Source organism: Actinokineospora xionganensis (genome assembly GCF_014323725.1).
Lineage (GTDB): Bacteria > Actinomycetota > Actinomycetes > Mycobacteriales > Pseudonocardiaceae > Actinokineospora > Actinokineospora xionganensis.
Genome location: NZ_JABVED010000016.1, coordinates 34,225 through 58,119, shown reverse-complemented (window position 1 = coordinate 58,119; position 23,895 = coordinate 34,225). Strand labels below are relative to the sequence as shown.

General features: G+C 69.6%; 28 protein-coding genes. 11 read left to right on the top strand and 17 right to left on the bottom strand.

What is annotated here, in order from left to right; translation table 11 throughout:
* Positions 1–139 precede the first annotated feature (139 nt).
* The 4 genes from GPZ80_RS24925 to GPZ80_RS24910 form a co-directional block, all read right to left on the bottom strand.
* Entirely contained in the window at positions 140–928 is a 789-nt protein-coding gene (locus GPZ80_RS24925) for a TIGR02569 family protein (RefSeq protein WP_187223507.1), read from the bottom strand.
* Between the two features lie 71 nt (positions 929–999).
* Complete coding sequence (gene moeZ, locus GPZ80_RS24920) at positions 1,000–2,178, bottom strand: adenylyltransferase/sulfurtransferase MoeZ (protein ID WP_187223506.1); 1,179 nt, start codon at positions 2,176–2,178, stop codon at positions 1,000–1,002.
* 93 nt (positions 2,179–2,271) lie between these two features.
* Positions 2,272–3,303: a DUF3152 domain-containing protein gene (locus GPZ80_RS33810; protein ID WP_312880559.1), complete on the bottom strand. Its 1,032-nt coding sequence runs from the start codon at positions 3,301–3,303 to the stop codon at positions 2,272–2,274.
* 62 nt (positions 3,304–3,365) lie between these two features.
* Positions 3,366–4,346, bottom strand: coding sequence for an alpha/beta fold hydrolase (locus tag GPZ80_RS24910; protein ID WP_312880558.1), 981 nt, complete (start codon positions 4,344–4,346; stop codon positions 3,366–3,368).
* A gap of 184 nt (positions 4,347–4,530) precedes the next feature.
* On the opposite strand from GPZ80_RS24910, the gene GPZ80_RS24905 reads away from it, so the two are divergent.
* Genes GPZ80_RS24905 through GPZ80_RS24895 form a run of 3 tightly spaced genes read left to right on the top strand, consistent with a single transcriptional unit; the run spans position 4,531 to position 6,608 of the window.
* Positions 4,531–5,166, top strand: coding sequence for a TetR/AcrR family transcriptional regulator (locus GPZ80_RS24905; protein WP_091383401.1), 636 nt, complete (start codon positions 4,531–4,533; stop codon positions 5,164–5,166).
* A gap of 58 nt (positions 5,167–5,224) precedes the next feature.
* Positions 5,225–5,902, top strand: a complete 678-nt coding sequence (locus tag GPZ80_RS24900; protein WP_187223505.1) for a PP2C family protein-serine/threonine phosphatase — start codon at positions 5,225–5,227, stop codon at positions 5,900–5,902.
* A 19-nt stretch (positions 5,903–5,921) separates the two neighbouring features.
* The gene (locus GPZ80_RS24895) at positions 5,922–6,608 is read left to right on the top strand and encodes a hypothetical protein (RefSeq protein ID WP_187223504.1); all 687 of its coding nucleotides are present in this window, start codon (positions 5,922–5,924) and stop codon (positions 6,606–6,608) included.
* A 4-nt stretch (positions 6,609–6,612) separates the two neighbouring features.
* Here the strand turns inward: GPZ80_RS24895 and GPZ80_RS24890 are convergent, their stop codons facing one another.
* Genes GPZ80_RS24890 through GPZ80_RS24880 form a run of 3 tightly spaced genes read right to left on the bottom strand, consistent with a single transcriptional unit; the run spans position 6,613 to position 9,311 of the window.
* Positions 6,613–7,509: an alpha/beta fold hydrolase gene (locus tag GPZ80_RS24890; RefSeq protein WP_187223503.1), complete on the bottom strand. Its 897-nt coding sequence runs from the start codon at positions 7,507–7,509 to the stop codon at positions 6,613–6,615.
* Positions 7,510–7,521: 12 nt separating this feature from the next.
* Complete coding sequence (locus GPZ80_RS24885) at positions 7,522–8,403, bottom strand: alpha/beta fold hydrolase (protein ID WP_187223587.1); 882 nt, start codon at positions 8,401–8,403, stop codon at positions 7,522–7,524.
* On the bottom strand, positions 8,400–9,311 hold the full coding sequence (locus GPZ80_RS24880) for an AurF N-oxygenase family protein (RefSeq protein ID WP_187223502.1): 912 nt from the start codon (positions 9,309–9,311) through the stop codon (positions 8,400–8,402). Before GPZ80_RS24880 ends, GPZ80_RS24885 begins: the two co-directional genes overlap by 4 nt.
* A 57-nt stretch (positions 9,312–9,368) precedes the next feature.
* On the opposite strand from GPZ80_RS24880, the gene GPZ80_RS24875 reads away from it, so the two are divergent.
* Both GPZ80_RS24875 and GPZ80_RS24870 read left to right on the top strand, forming a co-directional pair.
* Positions 9,369–10,121 (top strand): TetR/AcrR family transcriptional regulator, encoded by a 753-nt coding sequence (locus tag GPZ80_RS24875; RefSeq protein WP_187223501.1) that lies wholly within the window; start codon positions 9,369–9,371, stop codon positions 10,119–10,121.
* A 10-nt stretch (positions 10,122–10,131) separates the two neighbouring features.
* Positions 10,132–10,470, top strand: a complete 339-nt coding sequence (locus tag GPZ80_RS24870; RefSeq protein ID WP_187223500.1) for a DUF4873 domain-containing protein — start codon at positions 10,132–10,134, stop codon at positions 10,468–10,470.
* Positions 10,471–10,532: 62 nt separating this feature from the next.
* On the opposite strand, the gene GPZ80_RS24865 is transcribed toward GPZ80_RS24870, so the two are convergent.
* Complete coding sequence (locus GPZ80_RS24865; protein WP_187223499.1) at positions 10,533–10,757, bottom strand: DUF3107 domain-containing protein; 225 nt, start codon at positions 10,755–10,757, stop codon at positions 10,533–10,535.
* Between the two features lie 197 nt (positions 10,758–10,954).
* Positions 10,955–11,626, bottom strand: a complete 672-nt coding sequence (locus GPZ80_RS24860) for a ferritin-like fold-containing protein (RefSeq protein WP_187223498.1) — start codon at positions 11,624–11,626, stop codon at positions 10,955–10,957.
* A 290-nt stretch (positions 11,627–11,916) separates the two neighbouring features.
* Here GPZ80_RS24860 and GPZ80_RS24855 point away from each other — a divergent pair, with 290 nt between their 5' ends.
* Genes GPZ80_RS24855 through GPZ80_RS24845 form a run of 3 tightly spaced genes read left to right on the top strand, consistent with a single transcriptional unit; the run spans position 11,917 to position 15,771 of the window.
* On the top strand, positions 11,917–13,557 hold the full coding sequence (locus tag GPZ80_RS24855) for a DEAD/DEAH box helicase (RefSeq protein WP_312880557.1): 1,641 nt from the start codon (positions 11,917–11,919) through the stop codon (positions 13,555–13,557).
* A 5-nt stretch (positions 13,558–13,562) separates the two neighbouring features.
* Positions 13,563–14,885 (top strand): Rv3212 family protein, encoded by a 1,323-nt coding sequence (locus GPZ80_RS24850; protein WP_187223497.1) that lies wholly within the window; start codon positions 13,563–13,565, stop codon positions 14,883–14,885.
* 25 nt (positions 14,886–14,910) lie between these two features.
* Positions 14,911–15,771, top strand: a complete 861-nt coding sequence (locus GPZ80_RS24845; RefSeq protein WP_187223496.1) for an alpha/beta fold hydrolase — start codon at positions 14,911–14,913, stop codon at positions 15,769–15,771.
* A gap of 176 nt (positions 15,772–15,947) precedes the next feature.
* Here the strand turns inward: GPZ80_RS24845 and GPZ80_RS32190 are convergent, their stop codons facing one another.
* Both GPZ80_RS32190 and GPZ80_RS24835 read right to left on the bottom strand, forming a co-directional pair.
* The gene (locus tag GPZ80_RS32190; protein WP_222719821.1) at positions 15,948–16,394 is read right to left on the bottom strand and encodes a hypothetical protein; all 447 of its coding nucleotides are present in this window, start codon (positions 16,392–16,394) and stop codon (positions 15,948–15,950) included.
* Between the two features lie 167 nt (positions 16,395–16,561).
* A complete protein-coding gene (locus tag GPZ80_RS24835; RefSeq protein ID WP_187223495.1) occupies positions 16,562–17,368 on the bottom strand; it encodes a RecB family exonuclease in 807 nt (268 codons plus the stop codon).
* Between the two features lie 155 nt (positions 17,369–17,523).
* On the opposite strand from GPZ80_RS24835, the gene GPZ80_RS24830 reads away from it, so the two are divergent.
* On the top strand, positions 17,524–17,877 hold the full coding sequence (locus GPZ80_RS24830; RefSeq protein ID WP_187223494.1) for an arsenate reductase family protein: 354 nt from the start codon (positions 17,524–17,526) through the stop codon (positions 17,875–17,877).
* Positions 17,878–17,942: 65 nt separating this feature from the next.
* Here GPZ80_RS24830 and GPZ80_RS24825 read toward each other — a convergent pair whose 3' ends face one another.
* Genes GPZ80_RS24825 through GPZ80_RS24810 form a run of 4 tightly spaced genes read right to left on the bottom strand, consistent with a single transcriptional unit; the run spans position 17,943 to position 20,197 of the window.
* On the bottom strand, positions 17,943–18,560 hold the full coding sequence (locus GPZ80_RS24825) for a MarC family protein (RefSeq protein WP_376771715.1): 618 nt from the start codon (positions 18,558–18,560) through the stop codon (positions 17,943–17,945).
* Complete coding sequence (locus GPZ80_RS24820) at positions 18,560–19,420, bottom strand: PHP domain-containing protein (RefSeq protein ID WP_187223493.1); 861 nt, start codon at positions 19,418–19,420, stop codon at positions 18,560–18,562. The genes GPZ80_RS24825 and GPZ80_RS24820 overlap by 1 nt, the downstream gene beginning before the upstream one ends.
* 27 nt (positions 19,421–19,447) lie before the next feature.
* Positions 19,448–20,014, bottom strand: a complete 567-nt coding sequence (locus GPZ80_RS24815) for a PH domain-containing protein (RefSeq protein WP_187223492.1) — start codon at positions 20,012–20,014, stop codon at positions 19,448–19,450.
* A gap of 18 nt (positions 20,015–20,032) precedes the next feature.
* Positions 20,033–20,197 carry a hypothetical protein gene (locus GPZ80_RS24810; RefSeq protein WP_166657828.1) on the bottom strand — a complete coding sequence of 55 codons (165 nt, stop codon included), beginning with the start codon at positions 20,195–20,197 and terminating at the stop codon, positions 20,033–20,035.
* Between the two features lie 142 nt (positions 20,198–20,339).
* Between GPZ80_RS24810 and GPZ80_RS24805 the strand changes: the two genes are divergently transcribed.
* Positions 20,340–20,762: an NUDIX hydrolase gene (locus tag GPZ80_RS24805; RefSeq protein WP_187223491.1), complete on the top strand. Its 423-nt coding sequence runs from the start codon at positions 20,340–20,342 to the stop codon at positions 20,760–20,762.
* Positions 20,763–20,768: 6 nt separating this feature from the next.
* On the opposite strand, the gene GPZ80_RS24800 is transcribed toward GPZ80_RS24805, so the two are convergent.
* A complete protein-coding gene (locus GPZ80_RS24800; protein ID WP_187223490.1) occupies positions 20,769–21,881 on the bottom strand; it encodes a DUF2332 domain-containing protein in 1,113 nt (370 codons plus the stop codon).
* Between the two features lie 18 nt (positions 21,882–21,899).
* Positions 21,900–22,403, bottom strand: a complete 504-nt coding sequence (locus GPZ80_RS24795) for a MaoC family dehydratase (RefSeq protein WP_187223489.1) — start codon at positions 22,401–22,403, stop codon at positions 21,900–21,902.
* 392 nt (positions 22,404–22,795) lie between these two features.
* On the opposite strand from GPZ80_RS24795, the gene GPZ80_RS24790 reads away from it, so the two are divergent.
* Positions 22,796–23,872 (top strand): magnesium and cobalt transport protein CorA, encoded by a 1,077-nt coding sequence (locus tag GPZ80_RS24790; RefSeq protein ID WP_187223488.1) that lies wholly within the window; start codon positions 22,796–22,798, stop codon positions 23,870–23,872.
* Positions 23,873–23,895: the final 23 nt, after the last annotated feature.

The following is a 23,895-nucleotide window of genomic DNA, read 5'->3' as shown; positions in this document are numbered from 1 at the left end:
CCTGTTTTGGGCCGTGAGAAGCGACCAGCACCACATTCTTCGACGCTGTGTGGCAAGTTGTGCGGTTTACGTAACGTCACGCACATCACAGCGAAGTGTCGCTGTCACGCCCACGCGGGACCCTCTCGACACGCGCGGCCTAAAGGAAATCAGCGATCCGGTGGGCCGCGCGTTCCAGACCGCGCATGGACCGGGTCGTGGACTTCGGGTGCAGAGCGTGGACGGCCAGCCGGAAGAGTAAGGCGTGCAGCAGCGACTGCGGCCAGTCCGGCAGGTGCGACCAGCGCTGGGCGATGCCGTCGTCGGCGCCGCCCCAGGCCATCGCGTCGACCACGACCACCGCGGCCGCCCACTCGGCGGGCCGGTGGAACGCGCTGAAGTCGATGATCCCGGGCGCCGCGTCCCCGGCGAACAGGACGTTGCCGAAGAGGTCGCCGTGGACGACCTGGGGGCGGGCCTGGATCTTCTCCCTGGACGGGGCGAACTTGTCGAACAGCTTGCCGCCCAGATCCGGGTCCAGCGCGGGCTGCTCCTCGTTCCACGCTGCCCGGTCGGCGAGCGCGAACACATCGGTGCGCAGGTTCAGGAAACGCGGCCTCGGCAGGTCCGCCGTCGCCTTGTGCAGGCGCATGGAGGCGGCGACCACCTCGTCGTAGCGCGGCTCCGCGCGGCCGTCGATGAACCGGAACCCCACCCAGCCGCCGACGACGTAGCGGCCGTCGCTGGACCGGATCGGCTGCGCGATCCGCAGGTCAGCGACGTCGAGGTCACCCAGGGTCTGCGCCACCCAGGAGGCCTCGGCCGGACTCGCCGCCGGGCGCAGCGCGACGTCGTCACACCGCCAGACCGGCCCGTGTTCGATCAGCACGGGCTCCGCGTTCTTGGCCCCGAAGGCGGCCCGGACGTGCTGGGGAGGCGGAGTACTCACGGGCGCGCACGCTACCCGGACTCCGCCTCCCCGCGGCTCATCGACACTGTGCCGTGCCGAGCTTCATTGGTTCAGTACGTCGGCAGACTGGTGTCGACATCGCGCGCCCAGCCCAGCACGCCGCCGCCGACATGCACCGCGTCGGCGAAGCCCGCCTTGTGCAGCGCGGCCAGCGCCTCGGCCGAGCGGACACCGGACTTGCAGTGCAGGACGATGGGCTTGTCCTGCGGAAGCTCGGCCAGCGCCTCGCCCGAGAGGATGCGGTCCTTGGGGATGAGGACGGCGCCCGGGATCTTGACGATCTCGTACTCGTGCGGCTCACGGACGTCGATCAGGGCGAAGTCCTCGCCCTTGTCGAACTTTTCCTTGAGCTCACGCGGGGTGATCGTGTTCCCGGCCGCGGCGTTCTGCGCGTCCTCGGTCACCACGCCGCAGAAGGCCTCGTAGTCGATCAGGCCCTCGATCGGCTTGGTCTCCGGGTCCTTGCGGATCTTGATGGTCCGGTAGGTCATGTCCAGCGCGTCGTAGACCATCAGCCTGCCCAGCAGCGGGTCGCCGATGCCGGTCAGCAGCTTGATCGCCTCGGTGACCATGATCGAGCCGATCGACGCGCAGAGCACGCCCAGCACGCCGCCCTCGGCGCACGACGGGACCATGCCGGGCGGCGGGGGCTCGGGGTAGAGGTCGCGGTAGTTGAGGCCCTGGCCGTTGGGCGCGTCCTCCCAGAAGACGCTCACCTGGCCCTCGAAGCGGAAGATCGAGCCCCAGACGTACGGCTTGCCCAGCAGCACCGCGGCGTCGTTCACCAGGTAGCGGGTGGCGAAGTTGTCGGTGCCGTCGAGGATCAGGTCGTACGGGGCGAAGATGTCCAGCGCGTTGGTCGAGTTCAGGTGCTCCTGGTGCAGGACCACGTTGATCAGCGGGTTGATCTCGGCGATCGACTCCTTGGCCGACTGGGCCTTGGGCTTGCCCACGTCCGAGACGCCGTGGATGACCTGGCGCTGCAGGTTGGACTCGTCGACCACGTCGAAGTCGACGATGCCGAGCGTGCCGACCCCGGCCGCGGCCAGGTACAGCAGCGCGGGGCTGCCGAGGCCGCCCGCGCCGACGACCAGGACCTTGGCGTTCTTCAGCCGCTTCTGCCCGGCCATGCCGACGTCCGGGATGATGAGGTGGCGGCTGTACCGCTCGACCTCTTCTTTGGTCAGCTCCTGCGCCGGCTCGACGAGCGGCGGCAAAGTGCCTGGCATCAGGTCCTCCTAGAACACGGATATGTGCTCGATTGTCATCCGATGCAACACCCAAATCCCACTCGGGCTTCCCCGGGTTCCAGCATGCGGGAATCAGCCCGCGGGCTTCGCCGTCGGGTTAGGCCAGGCGTTCGGCTTGCAGGTGAGCCCGTCCGCCTTGACCGCGTCGCGCACGCCGACAGCCCGGTTGAGCTGGGCGACGTAGTTGTTCGCGACCCCGAAGCTCTGCTGCATCATCACCGGCGCGAGCGCGCCCTCCTGGGCGCAGCCGACGTGGCCGTTGCGGAAAGCGTGGCCGATCTCATGGTTGATGGCGTACTGCCGGTAGGTCAGCATGTCGCCGCCGAAGGCCACCGCGCCGCGCACCCAGCGGGCGAGGTTGATCATCAGCCGCTTCTCCGGGCCACGCCAGCAGGAGGACTCGTACTTGATCGAGTAGCCGCACATGTCGCTGCGGTGCGCGGTGTCGGGGCTGGTCAGGCTGATCCGGATGCTCGGGTTCGGGAAGTCCGCCGAGACCCGCTGCACCGAGATCTGCCCGCCCGCGGTCCAGCCGCGCGGGTCGGCGAGGGTCTGGTCGACGAGTTTGGCGAAGGTGTCGTCGCCGCCGAACGATGTCGCGTCGATGCCGTCCTCGACCTCGACGGTGTAGGTGAAGAACTTGGTGCCGGTGCCGACCTTGGGGGTCTCGCCGGGCACGACGTGCCACTTGCCCGCGCCTGCCTGCGTGTAGGTGCCTCCGTTGGGCAGCTCCGCCGACGGGATGTTCACGTCGACGGGGGCGGGTGGGGTCTCCTGGACGTCCGGCGGGAGCGAGGTCTCCTCGGTCGGGCCGGGTCCGATGACGGCTTCGGTGTTGGCCGCGGCCGTGGTGTCGGGGACCTGTTCCCCCGCTGTCTGGACGACGACGAGCGCGGTCACCGCCAGGAGGATGGGCAGGGCGTAGACCCGCCAGCCGTAGGTGGCGAGGATGCCGCGCGCGCCCCTGGACCTGGCGGGACGACGGCGAGGCGGTGGCTTCGGGGCCCAGGAGGCGGCCAGCGGTTCACCCGAGGTGCGGCGCTCCTGCGGGCGACGCGGATCCCCGGTGCGCGCGTCGCGCTCACGTTGGGAGGTGTCGCTCACGGCATCCAGGGTGCCACATCACCGGTTCGGACCAGTGCACCGAGGGGTAAGCGCACTGTGGGCTACCAATCACCCCGCGCCGCGGTCTCCCACAGACCGAGTACCGCACGGGCGACGGTGGCGGGTCGCTCCATCTGGGCGACATGGCCCACCCGAGGCAGCACCAGCAGCCGCGCGTGGGGCAGCAGCCGGGTGATGCGCGGCGCCTTGCGCACGGTCACCAGCTTGTCCTCGGTGCCCCACACCACCAGGGTGGGCGTGGTGATCTTGGGCGCCAGCGCCCACAGGGACTTGGTCCGCGGGACCATCCACGCGCGGATCAGCCCGACTGTGCTGCGGGCGAGCGCCGGGTTCGCCCAGGCGAGCTTCGCCCGTTCGGCGAACTCGTGGGCGGCCTCCTCCAGGCGTTCCTCGGTGACCAGGCTCGGGTCGGCGAAGCACAGGTCGAGCAGCTGCTGGGCACGCTGGCGCGGGGTGAGCCGGGCCAGCTGCCTGCGCATCGGCGGGCCGATGACCGGGAGCAACGCCAAGGCCATGCGCGGGTCGGACATGCGGTTGACGCTGGGCCGCAGGTCGGGCACGGCCGGGGAGATCAGCGTGAGGGTGCGCAGCAGGTCCGGGTGGCGGGCGGCGAGCACCATCGAGATCGCCCCGCCCATCGAGTTGCCCAGCAGGTGCACTCGGCCCAGGTCGAGGCCGCGCAACCAGTCGGCGACCGTGTCGGCGTGGGCTTCGAGGGTGTACGGGAACGCCTCGGCGGGCGACGTCCGGCCGAACCCGGGCAGGTCCACCGACAACCCCGGGGCCCGGCCGCTCAGCTGGCCCGCCAGGTCGGTCCAGTTCATCGCCGAGCCGCCGAGGCCGTGCACGTAGACGGCCGTGACGTCGCCGGTGCCGGGCGTGCGCCGCACGTGCAGGGTGTGGCCGCCGGAGGTGAGTTCCTCCCCCGGCCACGCTGGGCTGGACAGGTCCAGGGGCGGCAGCGGCGTCTCCGAGAGCGGGACCCTGGTGAGCGGCGCGCGGAAAGTGGTGGAAAGGGACACCCGACCAGTGTGCAGTGTGATTCAGGCCCTCGCTCGGGTGAGACCTGCGTCACGTCCGATACTGGACGGGCTGTCCGTATGGCTGGACACTGAACCCGAATGGGGTTACCGAGTAGTACGGTCGAACCACCCGTCGCGGGTTGGCGATCCCGACCCGTAGGCACAATTGAGGGTGGAGACTTGAATGTCTGAGACGATTCAGCAGAACGGGGTCGGCCGGGGGGCCAGACTCCCGCGGACCGCGCGCCGGGCACAGCTGCTCGCCGCCGCCCAGGACGTGTTCGCGGCCAACGGCTACCACGCCGCTGGTATGGACGAGATCGCCGAGCGCGCCGGAGTCAGCAAGCCGGTCCTTTACCAGCACTTCCCGGGCAAGCTCGAGCTGTACATGGCGCTTCTGGAGAAGCACGTCGACGAGCTGATCCGCCGGGTCAACGCCGCGATGGACTCCACCACCGACAACAAGGTCCGGGTGCGCAACGCCGTCGGCGCGTACTTCGACTTCGTCGACGGCGAGAGCCAGGCGTTCCGACTGGTCTTCGAGTCCGACCTGCGCGGTGAGCCGCTGGTAAGCGATGCCATCGACCGGGCCACCACGGCCAGCGTCGACGCCATCACCGCGACCATCACCGCCGACGCGGGCCTGGACGTGCACCGCGCGCGGCTGCTCGCGGTCGGCCTGGTGGGGGTCAGCCAGGTGGCGGCCCGCGCGTGGCTGGAGGACAACCGGGCGATGCCGAAGGACGAGGCCATCGCCCTGATCTCCAACCTGGCGTGGCGCGGCATCGGCGGCGGCTTCCCCCTACAGCCGCACGACTGACCGGGCGGGGAGAGGTCTCCCCCTGCTGACTTCGCGCGAGATGCGGCACTGTGGACTCATGAGGATGCGGGTAGCGGGCGCCAGCGTGGTCGGCGGACGGACCAACAACCAGGACTCGTTCCACGCGGACGGCCCGCTGATCGTCGTCGCCGACGGCGTCGGCGGGGCCCCCGCGGGCGAGGTGGCGTCCCGACTCGCGGTCGACGCGGTCGTGGCGGCGGGCCCGACGGTGGACCCCGCCACGGCGGCCCGGCACGCCAACGAGGCGGTGCGGGCACGGGCGGCCCAGGACCCGGCGACCACCGGGATGGCCACGACCCTGGAGATCGCGGTGCTGCGGGACGGCCACGTCCTGGGCGCCCATATCGGCGACAGCGTCACGTTCGTGGAGTCCGAGCGGATCACGTGGCCCCACAGCCTGGGCGCCGAACTGGTGGCGGCCGGACACCTGACGCCGGAACAGGCCGAGCGCCACCCCAAGGGCGCCGCACTGGTGCGCGCGGTGGGCCTGGACAGCGAGATCGAGCCGGAGACATGGTCGCGCCCCGCCGTCCCCGGCGAGCGCTACGTCCTGTGCACCGACGGCCTGACGGACGCCCTCGGCGACGACCTCGGCCCGATCTTGGCCGACCTGCGGGCAACGGACCCGCAGACTTGCACGTCCACCTTGGTGAAGCTCGCATGCGACGCCGGCGCACATGACAACGTGACGGTGGTCGTCGCCGACATCGTCTGAAGAGCGTGAGGTGTCTGAGATGGCCCGTCTGCTGGTCGATTACCACTCCCTCCCAGAACCACGCCCACTCTCACCGGACGAACAGCTCACACTCGACCGTGACTTCCTCAGCGGCGGCACCGACGAACGCCTGTCGAGAGGCTGCAACGCGCCGTATCTGCGGCACATGAGCGGCCGCTGGTGGGTGGTCAACAGCAAGCAGGCGCCACTGACGGTGTGGGTGGCGGGCGAAAGCCGCAGGTTCACCGTCGGCGAGCGCTGCGCGTTTCCCTTGCCAGACGGGGAATCCGAGCTGCACGTGTGGGACTCCCACTACCGAGTGCGGTTGGTTGTCAGCGACACACCGACGACGACCGAGACTGTCCACATCGGACCGCCAACCACCTTCGGCTTAGCGGGAGCGGCAGTGCGCGTGGAGTTGCTGCTCAGCCGAAAACCCCGCCACCGCACGGTGTTGGCCGCGTACTACCGGGAGTACTTCACGCCAGGTATCGCCTCGCCCGCCCCGCTTGACCGGATGCAGACAAGAAAGTGCATGGGCCTGACCTCGTTCACCCAACTGGAGCGGGCACTGAACGAGGTCGTCACCGAGATCTGGGGCACTCCACAAGGACACCGCCATGAACTACCGGATTACCTGATCAGCGAACGCCTTCTCGTGGCGGCAGACCAACAATTGGTCCCCCACAAGCACTGCGGGCACTGACTGGTCAGAACGCCGCGGCCCGACGAATCTGCGTCGCTACCTCACGAACCCGTTCATACGGAAGCATGTGCCCCGCCGCCGGATAAAGCACAAACCGCGCGTTCGGCAACGCATCCGCGATCGCCCGAGCGTGGTCGACCGGGGTGAGTCGGTCGCGATCCCCCACCAACACCCGCACATCCGCATGGGCGAAGGCATCCAGCGCCGACACCCGATCATGCTTGCCGATGCTGCGACGCAGCAGGGCGGCCGTGCGGCGGTGGACGGCGGCGGCGTGGTCGGCGGTCGCCCGCACGTCGATCATCCGGAACCGGCTGCCGAAAACGAGCCATCGGGTCAGTACCAGCGAAAGCGCGCGCTGGACCGGCGCGGGCACCTCCACCTTGACCGTCTGCTTGCGCGGACGGCGAGGAGCGGTCGAAGGCTTCGAGCCGGCGGGCCGCTGGGTGCGCTTCACGTAGGCCCGGACCAGTGGCTTCGGCAGCCCGAAGGTCACCTCGCTCATCCGCCCCGCCGAAGTGGAGACGAACAGCGCCGCGCTGACCCGCTGGGCGATCTCCGGGTGGTGTTCACCGAGGGCCATCATCGTCATGCCGCCCATCGAGTGCCCCACCAGCACCAGCTTCCCCGACGGCACCTTGGCCTTGATCAGCTCGGCCATGTCGTCCGCGAGGTGCGCGATGGTCGCCGCGTCCACCGGCGCGGGCATCGACCGACCGTGGCCGCGGTGGTCGTAGCGAATGGTGCGCACGTCCGGGCCCAGTTCGGGCACGACGTGGTCCCAGACGGCCTGCGAACTCGTCCAGCCGTGGGCCAGCAGCACGGTCACCGGCGCGTTCGACGGACCGGTTTCGACGACGTGCAGGTCGAGATCGTCCGAGGTGCGGAAAGAGTCAGCCACCCACCTAACCTACTAGGCAGTAGCTTTCATGAGAAGTCCCGTGTGAGCAACCAGCCTCGACAGGTGCGACACGACCTCCGACGTCCGCTCGTACGGCAGCATGTGCCCCGCGCCCGGATAGACCACCAGATCGGCCTTGGGCAGCGCGTCCGTGATGGCCTGGGCCTGCGCGAGGGTGCACAGCCGGTCACGGTCACCCGCCAGCACGATCGCCGGGACGTCCTGGAACACCCGCAGCGCGTGTGCCCGTTCGTGCGACTTCAACTCCTCTCGGAACGCAACCATCCCGGACGGGCTGCACGCCCCGAGCTGGCTCGCCGCCGCGGCCACGTGTCCCTTGACGGGCTTGCGGCCGAACGCCAGGAACCGCACCAGCGGCCGGGTCACCGAGCACAGCCGCGGGCTCAGCAGCCTGCGTCCGCGCAGCCGCACGATCAGCAGGTTCGCCAGCATCTCGATGAACAGAATCGGCGCGGCCACCCACCTCGGCAGGCCGAAGGTCAGCTCGGCGAGCCCACCCGAAGCTGAATTGACGAACGCGACCCCTGCGACGCGTTCGGCCACCAGCTTCGGGTGGCGGTCTGCCAGCGCCATCATCGTCATCCCGCCCAGCGAGTGGCCTGCGAGGAAGACCCGGCCATGCGCGCGGTGGGTGATGAGTTCGGCGAGGTCGTCGGCGAGCCGGTCGATCGTCGCCGCCGATTTCGGCGCGGCGCCGGACGAGCCGTGGCCGCGGGCGTCGTACCGCAGGACGCGCACCCCCCGCGTCTCGGCGGCTACGTGGTCCCAGGAGCGGTGGTCCATCACCCAGCCGTGCAGCAGCACGAGGGTGTCCGGCCCGGACCCGCTTTCGACGACGTTGAGCCGGACGCCATCGGAGGTGTGGAAGGTCATCGCGGGAGCAACATCGAGTGCCGCCACAGCACCATCCCGGGTCCGCCGACCAGGTCCGCGTCGTCGAGGAAGCCCATGATCCGCTCGCCCCAGTACGCCATCGTGGCCTGGAAGTGCGGGTTGTTCCGCGCGGCCTTGCGGGCGGCCCGCGGGTCGAGGCCGACGGCCTGGTAGACCTTCGGGTTCACCAGGCTCAGCGCGACGAAGTAGGACACGACGGCGGTCAGCAGCCGGTGGTACTTCTTGGCGAACCAGCCCGCCTCGGCCATGCCGTTGGCGACCTCGGCCCGCGCGAAGGTCACGTGCCGGGCCTCTTCGAGGACGTGGATCCGGTTGACCATGCGGATCAGCGGCTGCATGGTCTCGTCGGCGGTGGCCTCGCGCTGCATGCGGTCGAGGACCTCCTCGGCGACCAGGATCGCGGCGTAGGTCGACGGCCCGCGGCCGATCACCGGAAGGATCTTGGCCAGCTGCTTGACCCACACCCGAGGGCCGTAGGCGGGCACGTCGAAGCGCTTGCACGCCTTGCCGAACATCGTCGAGTGCCGACACTCGTCGGCGACCTCGGTCAGCAGGTAGTGCACGTGGTTGGTGGTCGGGTCGTTGCGGTAGACCTGCTTGAGCAGCATCTGCATGAGCAGGACCTCGAAGAAGATGCCGGTGCTCGCGATGCTGGCGATCTCGTGCTTGCCCAGCTCGATGCGCTGCTCGGGCGTCATCTGCTTCCACATCTCGGTGCCGTAGAGCGAGATGCGGTGCTCAGGGTGGTAGTGCAGACCCTCCACGACCGGCGCTTCCCAGTCGATGTCGATGTCCGGGTCGTAGAACTTTTCGGCCGAAGACTTGAGCAAACGACCCGCGGTCTTCTCCCGGTCGGCTACCTTGGCGATCTGTAGAGCGCGGCTCATCGTCGAGTCATCTCCTCGGCATGCGTGTGACTGCAGGTAACAGTTACTTCTGGTAGCATGCAATCCATGACGGATCGTGTCAAGGGACACAGCTCGACGGATTCCGGAGACGCCCGGCGGGACCGGTGGAAGTCGCACCGCGCCGCGCGGCGGGAGGAGTTCGTCGAAGCCGCGCTGCGAGCGCTGGCAACGCACGGGCCGGACCTGGCTATGGAGCACGTCGCGGCGGAGGCCGGGGTCACCAAGCCCGTCCTCTACCGGCACTTCACCGACAAGGCCGACCTGTTCGTGGCCCTGGGCCACCGGGCGACCGAGATCCTCTTCGAGCGGCTCATCCCGGCGATGAACCGCGAAGAGGCGCCGATGCCGCGCATCCGCAAGAGCCTCGACGCGTTCTTCTCGTTCATAGAGGAATACCCGAACCTCTACCGCCTGCTCGTGCGCAGCACGTTCGCCGACCGCAAGATCGACGCGGACATCGTCGCCGAGGACAAAGAGGTCATCGCGAACGCCCTGTCGAGCCTGCTCGGCGACTACATGCGCGCGTTCAAGATCGACTCGGGCGGCGCCGAGGTCTGGGGACACGGCATCGTCGGCATGGTGCAGAACGTCGGCGAGTGGTGGCTGGAGCGGCGCACGATGGGCCGCGACGCGGTCGTCGAGTACCTGACCATGACCATCTGGGCCGCGATCGACGGGACCCTGCGCAGCTACGGCGTCACCATCGACCCGCACAAGCCGCTGGACATCAACAAGATCGTGAAACTGACCAACGGCGACGCCGCCGACAGCGGCACCGCGGCGGGCTAGGAGCAATCCCTTGAGCGAACACAGCGAGCACGAAGAACACCCCGAGGACGACGGCTACACCGGCGCGGCGACGCTGGTGATCGGCGAGCGGGAACTCGACGTCCGGGTCACCCTGCGCGGCCACTTCCAGCCGATCGACGGTTATTACCGCTGGTACGGCCGCATCGACGCCGACCCGGCGGTATCCGAGGCGGTGGGCGGCCGCAAGACCAAGGCCACGCTGCGCACGCCCGGCGCGGAAGCCGACGGTGAACTGTCCGACCCGGATCCATGGGACCGCTACCGGATCATGGGCACCAGCAGGCCGCCGTTCGTCGTGCAGACCACGCTGGACCACGCCGACATCTGAGCCTGGACAAACCGATGGCCACCTCCCGGCGGGAGGTGGCCATCGTCATGTCTTCAGTGCCCTCAGGGAGCGAAGCCGACCTTGCGAGCGTCGGCTCCGCCGATCTCGACGTAGGCGATGCGCGCCGACGGGATCACGAAGCGGCGGCCCTTGTCGTCGAGCAGCACGAGGCTGCCCGTCTGGTCCTTCAGGGCGTCGGCGACCTTGGCCTCGACCTCGTCGGGGGTCTGCGCGCTGTTCAGGACGATTTCCCGCGCGGTGTCCGCGACACCGACCTTGACCTCCACGCCAGACCTCCGTGCGTCATACGACTGTTTCACTATCGCAGGCTAGTGGAGATCGGCCCCGAGGACCGTTCAGGCCCTGCGACGTTCACCACGCGCGTAATCGCGAGTCCCCACCTCCCGACACCGAGTTCTCATCTCGGGCTGAGTTGTCCACAGCTGAAGTGAGAAGTCGTTGTCGGGAGGTGGGGACTCGCGGGTCAGCCGAGGCCGAGAGCGGTCATGCGCTTGCCGTGCTGCTGCTGCAGCTTGCGGAACAGGGCCGCGATACCGGTCAGGTCGCCGGTGCCGCCGACGATCAGCTCGGCCAGCGCGTCGCGCTCGGCCACCACGTACTGGGCCTGGGTCAGTGCCTCGCCCAGCAGCCGCCTGCCCCACAGGGCGAGCCGATCGCGCACGGTCCGGTCGCGCTCGATGGCGGCGGCGACCTCGCGCTCGGCGAAGGCGGAGTGGCCCGTGTCGGCCAGGACTTCGAGGACCAGGTCCTTGGTCTCCTCGTCGAGCCAGTTCGCGATCTCGCGGTAGAAATCCGCCGCCAGACCGTCGCCGACATAGGCCTTGACCAGCGACTCCAGCCAGGAGCGCGGCGCGGTCGAGGCGTGCCAGGTGTCGATGTGGGCGATGAACGGGCGGATCGCGTCCTCGATCTGCACCCCGTGCTCCGCCAGGAACTTCTCGATCTTGGCGTAGTGCCCCATCTCGGCGGCGGCCATCGCCGACAGCGCGGCCCGCCCGGCCACGGTCGGAGCGGACCTGGCGTCCTCCGACATGCGGTCGAAAGCGGACAATTCGCCATAGGCCAGCACGCCGAGCAGGTCCACTACAGCAGCCGACAACACGCCTCGGGACACCTCAGGCTCAGCGTTCTCCATGGTTGGCAGCGTATCGGGCGACCGTCGCGGGTAGACTCGGCAGGACGCCCGTGTCTCGCCGCCGTCTCGGCAGGCGACGCAGGGCTGACGAGGACCTCGGGAAACTCGTGGCGAAGCACGCCGCGGACCGAGTGTGAGGGTGCGCGCATACCTCTTGGGCCTCCTGCTCCGGCGTAGGGAATCCGGTGCGGTCGAGTGCCCGTCCAGGGCAGTGCGCGCTGGTATGAGAGAGGCTGATCACCCTGACGCACGACAATGACAACACTGCCGACGCCGTCGATCTCGACCCCGTGACGCTGGACCACAGCGTCGCGGGCGTTCCGGAGACCGACACGTCGCACCCACTGGTCGCGGGCGCGCCGGTGAAGGAAGAAGCACCGACCTTCGCCGAGCTGGGCGTCCGCGAGGAGATCGTCCGCGCGCTGACCGAAGCGGGCATCATCCGGACCTTCGCCATCCAGGAGCTGACGCTCCCGCTGGCCCTGGCGGGCGACGACCTCATAGGTCAGGCCCGCACCGGCACCGGCAAGACGCTGGGTTTCGGCGTCCCGCTGCTGCAGCGCCTCGAGACCCCCGGCGACGGCACCCCGCAGGTGCTCGTCGTGGTCCCGACCCGCGAGCTGTGCCTGCAGGTCACCCACGACCTCAAGGACGCGGGCAAGCACCTCGGCGCGCGCGTGCTGGCCATCTACGGCGGCCGCCCGTACGAGCCGCAGGTCGCCGCCCTGCGCAAGGGCGTCGACATCGTGGTCGGTACCCCCGGGCGCCTGCTCGACCTGGCCGAGCGCAAGGACCTGATCCTGGGCAAGGTCTCCGGCCTGGTCCTCGACGAGGCCGACGAGATGCTCGACCTGGGCTTCCTGCCCGACATCGAGCGCATCCTGCGCATGGTCCCGGACAAGCGCCAGACGATGCTGTTCTCGGCCACCATGCCGGGGCCGATCATCACCCTGGCGCGCACGTTCCTCACCCGGCCCACGCACATCCGGGCCGAGGAGAACGACGCGGGCGCCACCCACGAGCGCACCGAGCAGTTCGCCTACCGCGCGCACTCGCTGGACAAGATCGAGGTCGTGGCCCGCTCGCTGCAGGCCGAGGGTCGCGGTCTGACCATGGTCTTCACCCGCACCAAGCGCACCGCGCAGAAGGTCGCCGACGAGCTGACCGAGCGCGGATTCGCCGCGGGCGCCGTGCACGGCGACCTCGGCCAGGGCGCCCGCGAGCAGGCGCTGCGCGCGTTCCGCTCCGGCAAGGTCGACGTCCTGGTCTGCACCGATGTCGCCGCGCGCGGCATCGACGTGACCGATGTCACGCACGTGATCAACTACCAGTGCCCCGAGGACGAGAAGACCTACGTCCACCGCATCGGCCGCACCGGCCGCGCGGGCAAGACCGGGGTGGCGATCACCCTGGTCGACTGGGACGAGGAGCCCCGTTGGAAGGGCATCAGCGACGCGCTCGGCCTGGGCAAGCCCGAGCCGGTGGAGACGTACTCGACCTCACCGCACCTGTTCAGCGACCTCGGCATCCCCGAGGGCTCCACCGGCAGGCTGCCGCTGGCCATGCGCACCCGCGCGGGCCTCGACGCCGAGCCGGAGGAGGACATGGGCCAGAAGCGTCCCGGCCGCGGCCGCGGCGCCGCCCCGGTCCGCACCACCCGGGTCTCGTCCTCGCGTGGCCGTGCGGGCGGTGAGGACGCCGCCACCCGCACGTCGGGTGAGGAGTCCGAGGACCGCGCCAGCAGGCCCCGTCGTCGGCGCAGGCGCTCCGGCGTCGAAGCCGCGGGCGAAGCCCAGGCGGCGGCTCCGGCCGAGACCGGCGGCACCGAGGACAAGCCGGCGCGGGCGCGTCGTCGGCGCAGGCGCTCGGGCTCCGAGGTCGGCGCGGACGCGAGTTCGAACGCCAACGACACATCGGGCGCGGCAGACTAGCGTCCGTGACTTCCGCGGACTCTGACGGTGTGGGCAGCGAGGACGTCCTCGATGGGGACGTCCCGCCGCCGCGCGCGCCGCGCACCAGGTTCAACCGCAAACGCGACTACGCGGCCATCGGCCTGATCGTCGTCGCGCTCATCGGGGCCGTTGTCGTCGTGTGGCAGAAGAGCGATCTGCGGGCGACGACATCGATCACCACCGAGCGGCAGTACGAGGAGCCCGTGGCACCGGAGTTCTTCCCGCCGTCCCTCGGCGAGGTCTGGCGCGCGGAGAGCCCCGCGACCTGGGAGCCGGTAGTCGCCGGTCCGACAGTGGTCACCGGCCGCGGTGGCGAGGTGGCCGGACGCGACCCGGAGACCGGGGACGTCCGGTGGATCTACAGCCGCGACCTGGAGCTGTGCACGGTCGGCACGCAGTGGCGCACCGCCGTGGCGCTTTACCGCACGACCGAGAACGCGCTGCCCGAGAGCGATCCCCGGCACGCGGGCGGCTGCAGCGAGATGACGTCGCTCGACCCGGTCAGCGGGAAGCGCGACCGGCAGCGCAACAGCGACGCCGAACTCGGCACCCGGCTCATCGGCGACGGCGTCTACCTGACGGCGACCGGCGAGCGGCTGATCACGAGCGTGCGCTCGGACCTCGTCGAGACGATGGACTACGGCCAGATCCCGGCGATGGTCAACGCGGACAAGCAGCCGCGCACGGGGTGCGCGTACAAGTCCGCCCACGCGGCGTCGAACAAGATCGCCGTCATCGAGCGCTGCCCGAACGACGCGGCGGTCCGGCTGACGGTCTACAAGGCCACCGGCAAGGAAAACGAGTCCGACAAGCCGGTCGAGGTGCTGAGCACCGTTCTCGGCAGCGAGTCGGCTCAGGTCGTCGCGATGAACGACGACCTGACCGCGGTCGCCGTACCCTCGCCGAACCGCTTGGTCGTCTACGGCGCCGAGGGCGCCCAGACGGCGAGCTACGACCTCGACCTCGGCCCCGACGACCTGGGCGCCGACCCGCCCGGCCGGGCGTCGCCGGTGACGAAGGCAACGGGCGCGTTCCACTGGTTCAGCGGGTCGCGCACGGTCGTCGTGTCGGCGACCGAGCTTCGTCCTCTGTGGACAATCAAGGACACGCTCGGTCCCGGCACCGTGTTCGCCGGGCGGGCCCTGCTTCCGGTCAAGGACGCCATCGCGGTGGTGAGCCAGGCCGACGGCACGGAGGTCGGCCGGATCCCTGTCGACCGCGCGAACCACACGGGCATGGTCACGATGAGCTCCATCGGTCCGATCGTGCTCGAACAGCGCGGCACGACCCTCGTCGCTTTGCACTGACCGCCGCGCGCGGCACACTCAATTCATGCACTCGCAGCTGAGCCCGCACCGGGCCGTCCGCGCCGACCTGTCCGGGCCATATGGACCGATCGGCGCCCTGCGCATCCGCGGTGAGGGCCCGATCGCGCTGCTGGTGCCCGGCTGCACGGGGTCCAAAGAGGATTTCGCGCCGCTGCTGGACCCCATCGCCGACGCCGGATTCGACGTCGTCGCGATCGATCTGCCAGGCCACCAGGACTCCCCCGGACCGGCTGATGAGGCGTCGTACCTGCCCGCGCCCCTCGGCCAGGTCGTGGCGGAACTGGTCGGCAAGCTCGCCGCCGACGGTCGGCCCGTGGTGCTCATGGGCCACTCGTACGGCGGTCTCGTGTCCCGTCGGGCCGTGCTCGCGGGGGCGGAGATCGTCGGACTGACTCTGCTCAGTTCGGGGCCGGGCGAGCTGCCCTCGGGTGGGCGGCGGGCCGTGTTGGAGTTGGCCGAGCCGATCCTGCACCAGCACGGGATCGGACCCACGCACGACGTGCTGGAGAAGCTGAACGCGAGCAACCCGCGCTGGCAGAACGTGCCCGCGGAGCAGCGGGTGTTCCTGCGGGACCGGTTCCTGCGCAACAGCGTCGCGGCACTGGTCGGCATGGGCACCGGCCTGCGCGGCGAACCCGACCTGGTCGGCGACCTCGCCCGCTCGCTGCGCGCCCGCGGAACCTCCTGCCTGGTGGCCTGCGGCGCGGACGACGACGCCTGGTCGCCCTCGGCCCAGCGCGACATGGCCGACCGCTTGGAGGCCGACTTCAGCATGATCGCAGGCGCGGCCCACTCCCCCGCGACGGAAAACCCCGCCGAGCTCCTGGCCACCCTCCTCCCAACCTGGAAAACCTGGCTAGCCTGACCCCACGACTCCCCCTCCAGCCACCCGAGTTCAACACCCAGGCACGCGAGTTCGACATTCGGCACTCGCATGCAGTGCTTGGCGGCGGGCGATCAGCGAGTGGGCGCGTCCCAAACGTCGAACTCACGTGCCTGGGTGTTGAACTCACTTGCCTGGAGGGGCGACTCGCGGGTGGGTCAGGACCACCAGAAGAACCAGATGGTCGCCGCGGTGAGCGCGGCGACCAGCAGGACCGGCAGCACGGCGACCGAACCTTGGCGGCGGTCCGCTTGCCGTTGGAAGACCACGGCGGCGATGGCGGCGACCGCGTGTCCGAGGACGACCGGGAATCCGGGACCGGGCATGCCCTTGGACGAGGCGAGCAGCTGAAGCCCGACGACCACCAGCGCCAGCACGCACAGGCCGAGGGTGAGCGCGCCCGACAGCTCCCGCCAGAAGCCGGGGGGCTTGGGCTCGTCGTCGGCCGTGTCGGGTCGGTCGAAGGGTTCGGTCGGGTAGTCGCCGGGTGCGGTGTCCGGCTCGAAGCCGCCCGCTCGGCCGTGCCCGCGTCCCGGCCCCGGCCGGTTCACACCGTGCCGCGCCGAGCGCGACGACTCGTTGTGCGCCGCCGCGGGTAGCGGCACCGTCGCGGCCCCTGCGGTCGCGGGTGCGGCCGTGCGCGCCGGTGCGGCTGCGGTCGAGGGTGCGGGAGGGGCGGCCGGGGCGGCTCTGGCGACCGCGGCTGCCGGTGCGGAGGTGGGGAGTCGGGTCGTGCGGGGGTCAGAGTGCGGGAAACGGTCGGTCGGGCCGGTCACGGTGCGAGCATCGCCCATGGCTCGATCTGCGGTCCAGCCGCCCGGCCGTCGTCACAGTTGCGGCGGAAGTCGCACCACGAGCACTGGCGGCCGGGGGTGGGCGGGAACAGCACTTCCGGGTCGCCGCCCGCCTTGAGCGTGTCGGTGGCGAGTTGGAACTCGTCTGCCGACTCCTCCGCGCGGCGCAGGTGGCGGGCCAGGGATTCGTCGGTGTGCTCCCAGGACGACACCGTCCCCGACGGCAGGTGGTGCAGCTCGACCTTGGTGCACGGCCTGCGCAGCGTGCGGCGCGCCGCCAGGACGTACAGCGCGAGCGCCTGCGAGCCGCGGGCGTCGTCGGTGGTCAGCGCGTGCCTGCCGGTCTTGTAGTCGACGATCACCAGTTCGCCGTCGCGCTGGTCGATGCGGTCGACCCGGCCCTCGGCGACGATCGTGCCGACCGGCGCGGACACCCAGCGCTCCAGGCCGACCGGGTCGTGGCTGACGTCGGTCTCGGCGACGTAGTCGTGCACCCAGGCCGCGGCGCGCTCGCGGAAGGTGGCGGCCTGCTCGGTCCCGGCGAACCCGTCGTCCTTCCAGTGCGTGCCCACCAGCGCCGCGGCCGCGTCGGGTGTCCGCTTGCCCACCGGCAGATCGAACAACGCCTTGAGCGCGTTGTGCACCACCGCGCCAAGCGTGCTGTGTGCCCATGGCCCACCGCGCGGCGGTGTGGGGCGGTCGATGTACGCCATGCGGAACCGGCGCGGGCAGTCCGCCCACACCGAAAGCCGCGACGGCGTGACCTTGATCAGCTTCCGCGGCATGCTCTCAAAACCCAGCTGGCCCTGCACGGCCCCCCTCTGTCATGGCGCACCCTCCGGGCGCGCGGCTCGGTCACCTTCATGGTGACCGCGACCGAGCGCGGGTCTCACCGTACGCAGTGCCACCGACACTCGATGCGCGGGGCACAATCGAGGGTGTGGAAATTTGGCACAACCCCCGATGCAGCAAGTCCCGCAGCGCCGAGCTGGCTCTTGGCGAGCTGGGAGCCGAGCACACCGTGCGCCGCTACCTCGAAGATCCGCCAACCGCCGCGGAGATCGAAGAGGTGCTGGTCAAGCTGAATCTGGAGCCCTGGGACATCACCCGGCTCAAGGAGCCGCTGGCCAAGGAACTCGGGCTCGCCGACCTCCCGCACCACCGCGCGCAGTGGATCGCCGTACTGGCGGCGAACCCGGCGTTGATCGAACGCCCCATCGTGATCCACGACGACGGCACCGCCGCCATCGTTCGCACCCAGGAAGCCCTCAACACCTTACTCAACCACAAGTGATCCACCCGCTCGGTCGCGGTGACCACCAAAGCGACCGAGCCCGCGCCGCCGAAGGCGGCGCCATGTCACTGCATGAAACCCTTCACCGAGTTGGCGATCAGTTCCACGGCGATGGCGGCGAGCAGGAGACCCGCGATCTTGGCCAGCAGCAAAATGCCGCTGTCCTTGATGATCCGGATCACCACGCCCGAGTAGCGCAGGCACAGCCACAGGATCAGGTGCACCGCGAGGATGGCGGCGCCGACGGCGACGTAGCCCGCGGTGCCGCTGTCGTTGTCGGCCTGGCGGACGAAGACGATCGTCGCGGCGATGGCGCCGGGGCCCGCGAGCAGCGGGGTACCCAGCGGCACCAGGGCGATGTTGACGTCCTCCACCGCCTCCGGCTCCGTCATCCCGCGGCCGGTGAGCAGGTCGAGCGCGATCAGCAGCAACAGCAGACCGCCGGCGCCCTGCAGCGAGGGGATGCCGATGCCGAGGTAGGACAGGATCGCCTCGCCGCCGATCGCGAACAGGGTGATCACGCCGAGCGAGACCAGCACCGCCTGGCGGGCCGCGCGCAGCCTGGTGGCCTTCGTCTTGCGGCCGGTGAGGCTCAGGAAGACCGGGATCGTCCCCGGCGGGTCCATGATCACCAGCAGGGTGATCAGCGCGTGGGTGAAGATCTGGACGTCGAACCAGCTCATCAGCCCTCCAGGATCTTGGCGCCGGTGGCGCGTTCGATGATCGCGTCCAGCATGGCGGGCGCGGTGGTCTCCGCGCCGATCGCGATGGTCTTGTTGGTGCCGTGGTAGTCGCTGGAGCCGGTGACCACCAGGTCGTGCTTGACCGCCAGGGAGCGCAGTTCATCGCGCGCCTGCCCGTCGTGGTCGGGGTGGTCGATCTCGACACCGTCGAGGCCGTTGCGGGCCAGGTCGGCCACCACGGCCGCACTGATCGTCGGGCCGCGGCGGTGCGCGAAGCCGTGGGCCAGCACGGTGACCCCGCCCGCCGCCTTGATCATGTCGATCGCGTCGCGGACCGGGGTCTTCTGGCTGGGCACGTAGTAGCCGTCACGGCCGTGCAGGAGCTTGGTGAACGCCTCGGTGACCGACCCGACGATCCCGGCGCGGACCAGGGCCTGCGCGAGGTGCGGGCGGCCCGCGGGGACGTCGTCGGGGATCGCTGCCAGCAGCGTGTGCGGGTCGACGGGATAGCCGTCGGCGGCCATGCGGGCCGCCATCGTGTGCAGCCGGGTACGCCGCTCGGCGCGCGTGCGGGCGTACTCGGTCACCACGGCTTCAGCCTGGGGATCGAACAGGTAGGCCAGCAGGTGGACCGTGCACGTGTCGCCGCGGCCGTCCTCGGACACGCAGGTCAACTCGGCGCCGCGGACGAGCCGCAGCCCGGGCGGGAGCGCGGCCGCGGCCTCGGCCCACCCGGCTGTGGTGTCGTGGTCGGTGATGGCGACGACGTCCAAGCCCGCCCGCCCGGCCGCCTGCATCAGCTCGGCCGGGCTGTCGGTGCCGTCAGAGGCAGTGGAGTGGCAGTGAAGGTCGATCCGCACCTGCGTCAGTGTGGACGATGACCCGGGTCACGCCTTCATTGCCTTGCGCTTGCCCTGCGCCATCCGCTGCGCCTTGATCATCGAGAACCGCTCCGCCGCCGCCTTCTTGTCGCCGAAGACGAGTTCGGAGATCGCGTCGTAGACCTGTTCGGGCCTCGGCAGGTACTCGATGTTGTTGAGCGCCTGGATCTGGCCCGCGGACTCGACGACCATCGTGCCGTAGCCGAAGATGCGGCCCATCGCCGTGCGCTTGTACGTCAGGTCGGTGACCTTGCCGATCGGCATCATCAACACCCGGGTCGTGATGACACCGGTGGTCATCATGAACCGCTTGTCGGTGACCACGATGCGCTCCACCCACCAGTCGATGACCTGGTAGGTGAAGCGCAGCACGACGGCAAGGGCGACGTACCAGAGGATGTTCTGCACCAGCCAAGCCGCAGGCGGGAGCAGGTAGGAGATCATGACGCAGATCGCGAGGAGCGCGACTGCCTCGAAGACCTCCCAGACCAGGCTCGCCCAGTGCCTGCGCACCCGGATGACCCGGCGTTCGGAGTCCAGCAAGTACTCGTCTGGGTCTCGGGGCGCGAACATGGTTCGACGCTACCCGGCTCAGCCGGAGAAAACAGTACGAACGAAGGTGATCACCGCTTCGGCGCCCTCCCTGAGCGTCTGGATGATCGAGTTCACGATGCCCGCCGACTGAACCGGCTGCGTCACCAGGAAGAAGACGAGCAACGCTGCCCCAGTCAAGATCATTACCTTCTTGACGTCCACTGCGATCTACCCCGTTCCGTCCGCACCCGAAGTGGCCTTGTTGAAAACCGTTGTACCGCACGCGGAGCCCGCTCGGGAGGGGTGTCCCGCGCTTGGGTCAATGCGGAGCGTTACCGAAGAAGCACGGCTACGCTCTGTAGCTATGAGCGCTGGTCCAAACGGGAGAATCCGGTGTGTCGGAGGCATTGTCGGTGACTCGTCCGGCCGCCTCCTGCTCATTCGGCGGGCGAACGATCCCGGCCGCGGCCAGTGGTCTCTACCTGGCGGGAGGGTCGAATCCGGCGAGGCCGACGACGTCGCTCTGGTTCGTGAACTCCAGGAGGAGACCGGGTTGACAGTGATCGTCGGGGACCTGATCGGCGTAGTGGAGCGAAAGGGCCCCAAGGGGGTGTACGTGATCTACGACTACGCCTGTTCGGTTACGGGCGGTGATCTTCAAGCCGGTGATGACGCCCTTGAGGCAGCGTGGGTCGACCTTGCGACATTCACCACACTCGATGCCGGTAACGATCTTGTCGAGCAGCTTTCGGACACCCTTCGAGGGTGGGGTGTTCTACCCCGTTAGCGCAGGTCAGGCCAGCCAGAGCAGCCGCTCGCCGTGCGGAGCGGTCCGAGCCAGCGCGACCGCTTCCGGACGCCCCTGGGACCACGTCGTGAGGCCCAGCACGCCCAGCGCCGTTTCACTCTCGGCGGTGACAAGTTCGTCACGCCCGGGCAGCACATAAGTGAGCGCGGCGGCGTAGGACTCGTTGCTGACCCACCACAGCGGACGGGTCTCGGCGAGGGCGGCGACGGCTTCGGCGAAAGCCGCCCGGTCGGCTTCGGGCAGGTAGCTGAGCACGCTGGAAGTGATCACCACGAGCGGAACGTCCGCCGGGATCCGGCCCGCGGCGCGGGCGAGGTCGGCCACGGCGTCGCCTTGGACCAACTCTGGCGGGCTCTTGTGCTGCATGGCGGCCGCGGTGCTGAACAGCCGCTGCCGCTCGGGCTGGTCGGCCCAGATGCAGGCCTCCAGCCACGCCGCGGCGTCCTCGTCACCGAGGTCCACGGGGTCGCGGTCCAGGCCCACCTTGGCGGCCACGGCGAGCTTCTTGGGGATGACGGGCAGGGTGGCGCCGGGGGCGAGTTCGAGCGCGCAGTGCAGACCCAGAGCGGTCTTCGTGGGGCCCGCGACGACCTGGCCCGCCTGCTCGGTCTGGTACCGGTAGGCGTAGCGGTCGAGGTCGAGCAGCAGGCCCGCGCTGCACCCCACCTCCAGCAGGCCGACCGGGGCCTTGGCCTGCTTGGCGGCCAGCGCGACGGCCGGGTAGAGCAGGGCCGCGCGGCGGACCTCGTTGGTCTGGGTGGTGTGCGCGGCGATGAGCGCGCGGATCTTCTCCGACCGCTCCACCACGAACGAGCGGAACAGCGGCCAGGTGCCCGCGTCGAGGCCGTAGGTGCCGCCCATCGACGGGTAGTAGTTCACCAGCTCGTGGAACGGCTCGGCCTGCAGCGCGCGGTGCACGGCGGCGAGGAGCAGGGTCGGGTGGCCGAAACCGGGCTGCGCGGAGGTCAGCAGCCCGGCGACGGCGTCGTCCTCGGCGGCGCGGGCGGCGAGGTGCTCATAGAGCGGGGAGGCGCCCGCCGCCTCCGACTCGGCGAAGCGCCGCAACCGCTGCCTGATCTCCTCCAGCGACACGGTCACGGCTCCTCCGTTTGCTCTTTACACCTTGGGCTCAGGCCTGCCGGGCTGCTCGCCGCCGCGCGCGTCGCCGTAGGACTGCTTGGGCACCATCACCTTGCGGCGGAAGATGCACACGACGGTCCCGTCCTGCTTGTAGCCGCGCGTCTCGACGTACACGACGCCGCGATCATCCTTGGACTTCGACGGGGTCTTGTCGAGTACCTCGGTCTCACCGTAGATGGTGTCGCCGTGGAAGGTCGGCTTCACGTGGCGCAGCGACTCGATCTCCAGGTTGGCGATCGCCTTGCCGGACACGTCGGGCACCGACATCCCCAGCAGCAGGGAGTAGATGTAGTTGCCGACCACGACGTTCTTGCCGAAATCGGTGGTGTTCTCGGCGTAGTTGACGTCCATGTGCAGCGGGTGGTGGTTCATCGTGAGCAGGCAGAACAGGTGGTCGTCGTACTCGGTCACCGTCTTGCCCGGCCAGTGCTTGTAGACCGCGCCGACCTCGAACTCCTCGTAGTACCGACCGAACTGCACTGTTCCTCCAAGTAAGTGACCGGCGAGTAGGCCGCCGAGTAGACAACTGTGTACGGCGCGCGGGCCCAGCGTGCAACCGATGTGTGAGGGAGTGCACCGCGTGTGATCACGCATCCCTGAACATCGAAAGGTCGGACCCAGGATGTAGGCTGTCGCTCCGGTGGGCGTGGGCATTCGGCCCGGCTCACCACCGGCCGCGAGGAGGTGAGGACGCACATGGGCGACCCGCATGGTCATGAAAGCGCGACAGGTTGCAGTAGTACCCGCGTCCCCTCCGGAGGAATCAGCCGCTAGCGGCAGGTTCCGCGGGTCCGGCAGGGACGCTCCGTCACCGGAGCGGCGATAGGTCGTCCGGTCCGCCGCGTTCGCGGCGGGAGCACCTGGAGACCCCGATGGCCTTCATTCCCTCGCTCGGCGGCCGCAGAGGCCGCAACCCCGTGTCCGCGCCGCGCCCGACCCCGGTGCGGAAGTCGGAGTACGTCGTCGACTGCGCGGTGTACGTCGACGGCAAGCGACTGCCCGGACGCTGGACGCACACCGACGCCGTCGCCGAGGTGCGCTCGCGCGGCGAGGGCTTCGTCTGGATCGGCCTGCACGAGCCCGACGCCGAGCAGATCCAGGGTGTCGCGGAGACGTTCGGCCTGCACGAACTCGCGGTCGAGGACGCGGTGCACGCGCACCAGCGGCCGAAGCTCGACCGGTACGAGAGCAACCTGTTCATCGTGCTCAAGACGGTCCGCTACGTGGAGCACGAGTCGCCGACGACGGCCAACGAGATCGTCGAGACCGGCGAGATCATGGCGTTCCTCGGCAAGGACTACGTGGTGACGGTCCGCCACGGCGCGCACTCGGGCCTGCACAACCTGCGGGAGGAGCTGGAGCGCTCGCCGGAGCGGCTCAGCGCCGGACCCGCCGCGGTGCTGCACGGCATCGCCGACTGGATCGTCGACAGCTACCTCGCGGTCAGCGAGGCGTTCGAGAACGACATCGACCTCCTTGAGCGAGCCGTCTTCGCGCCGGAGAACCCAATCGGTGCGGAGCAGATGTACCTGGTCAAGCGGGAGATCCTGGAGCTGCGCCGCGCGGTCATGCCGCTGGCCAATCCGCTGCGCAGGCTCGCGGAGGGCTGCTCGCCGCTGATCCCGGAAGAGGTGCGCTCCTACTTCCGCGACGTCGACGACCACCTGACGACGGTGTCGGAGCGGGTGGCGGCGTTCGACGAGCTGCTGACCACCCTGCTCGACGCCACGCTGGCGAAGATCACGCTGCAGCAGAACTCGGACATGCGCAAGATCACCTCGTGGGCGGCGATCGTGGCCGTGCCGACGATGGTGGTCGGCGTCTACGGGATGAACTTCGACTTCATGCCCGAGACCAAATGGAAGTTCGGGTACCCGCTGGTGATGGTCGTGATCTTCACGGCCTGTCTCGTCTTGTATCGAATCTTCCGCAAGAACCGATGGCTCTAGCTGGAGGCCTTTCCCGGCTCCAG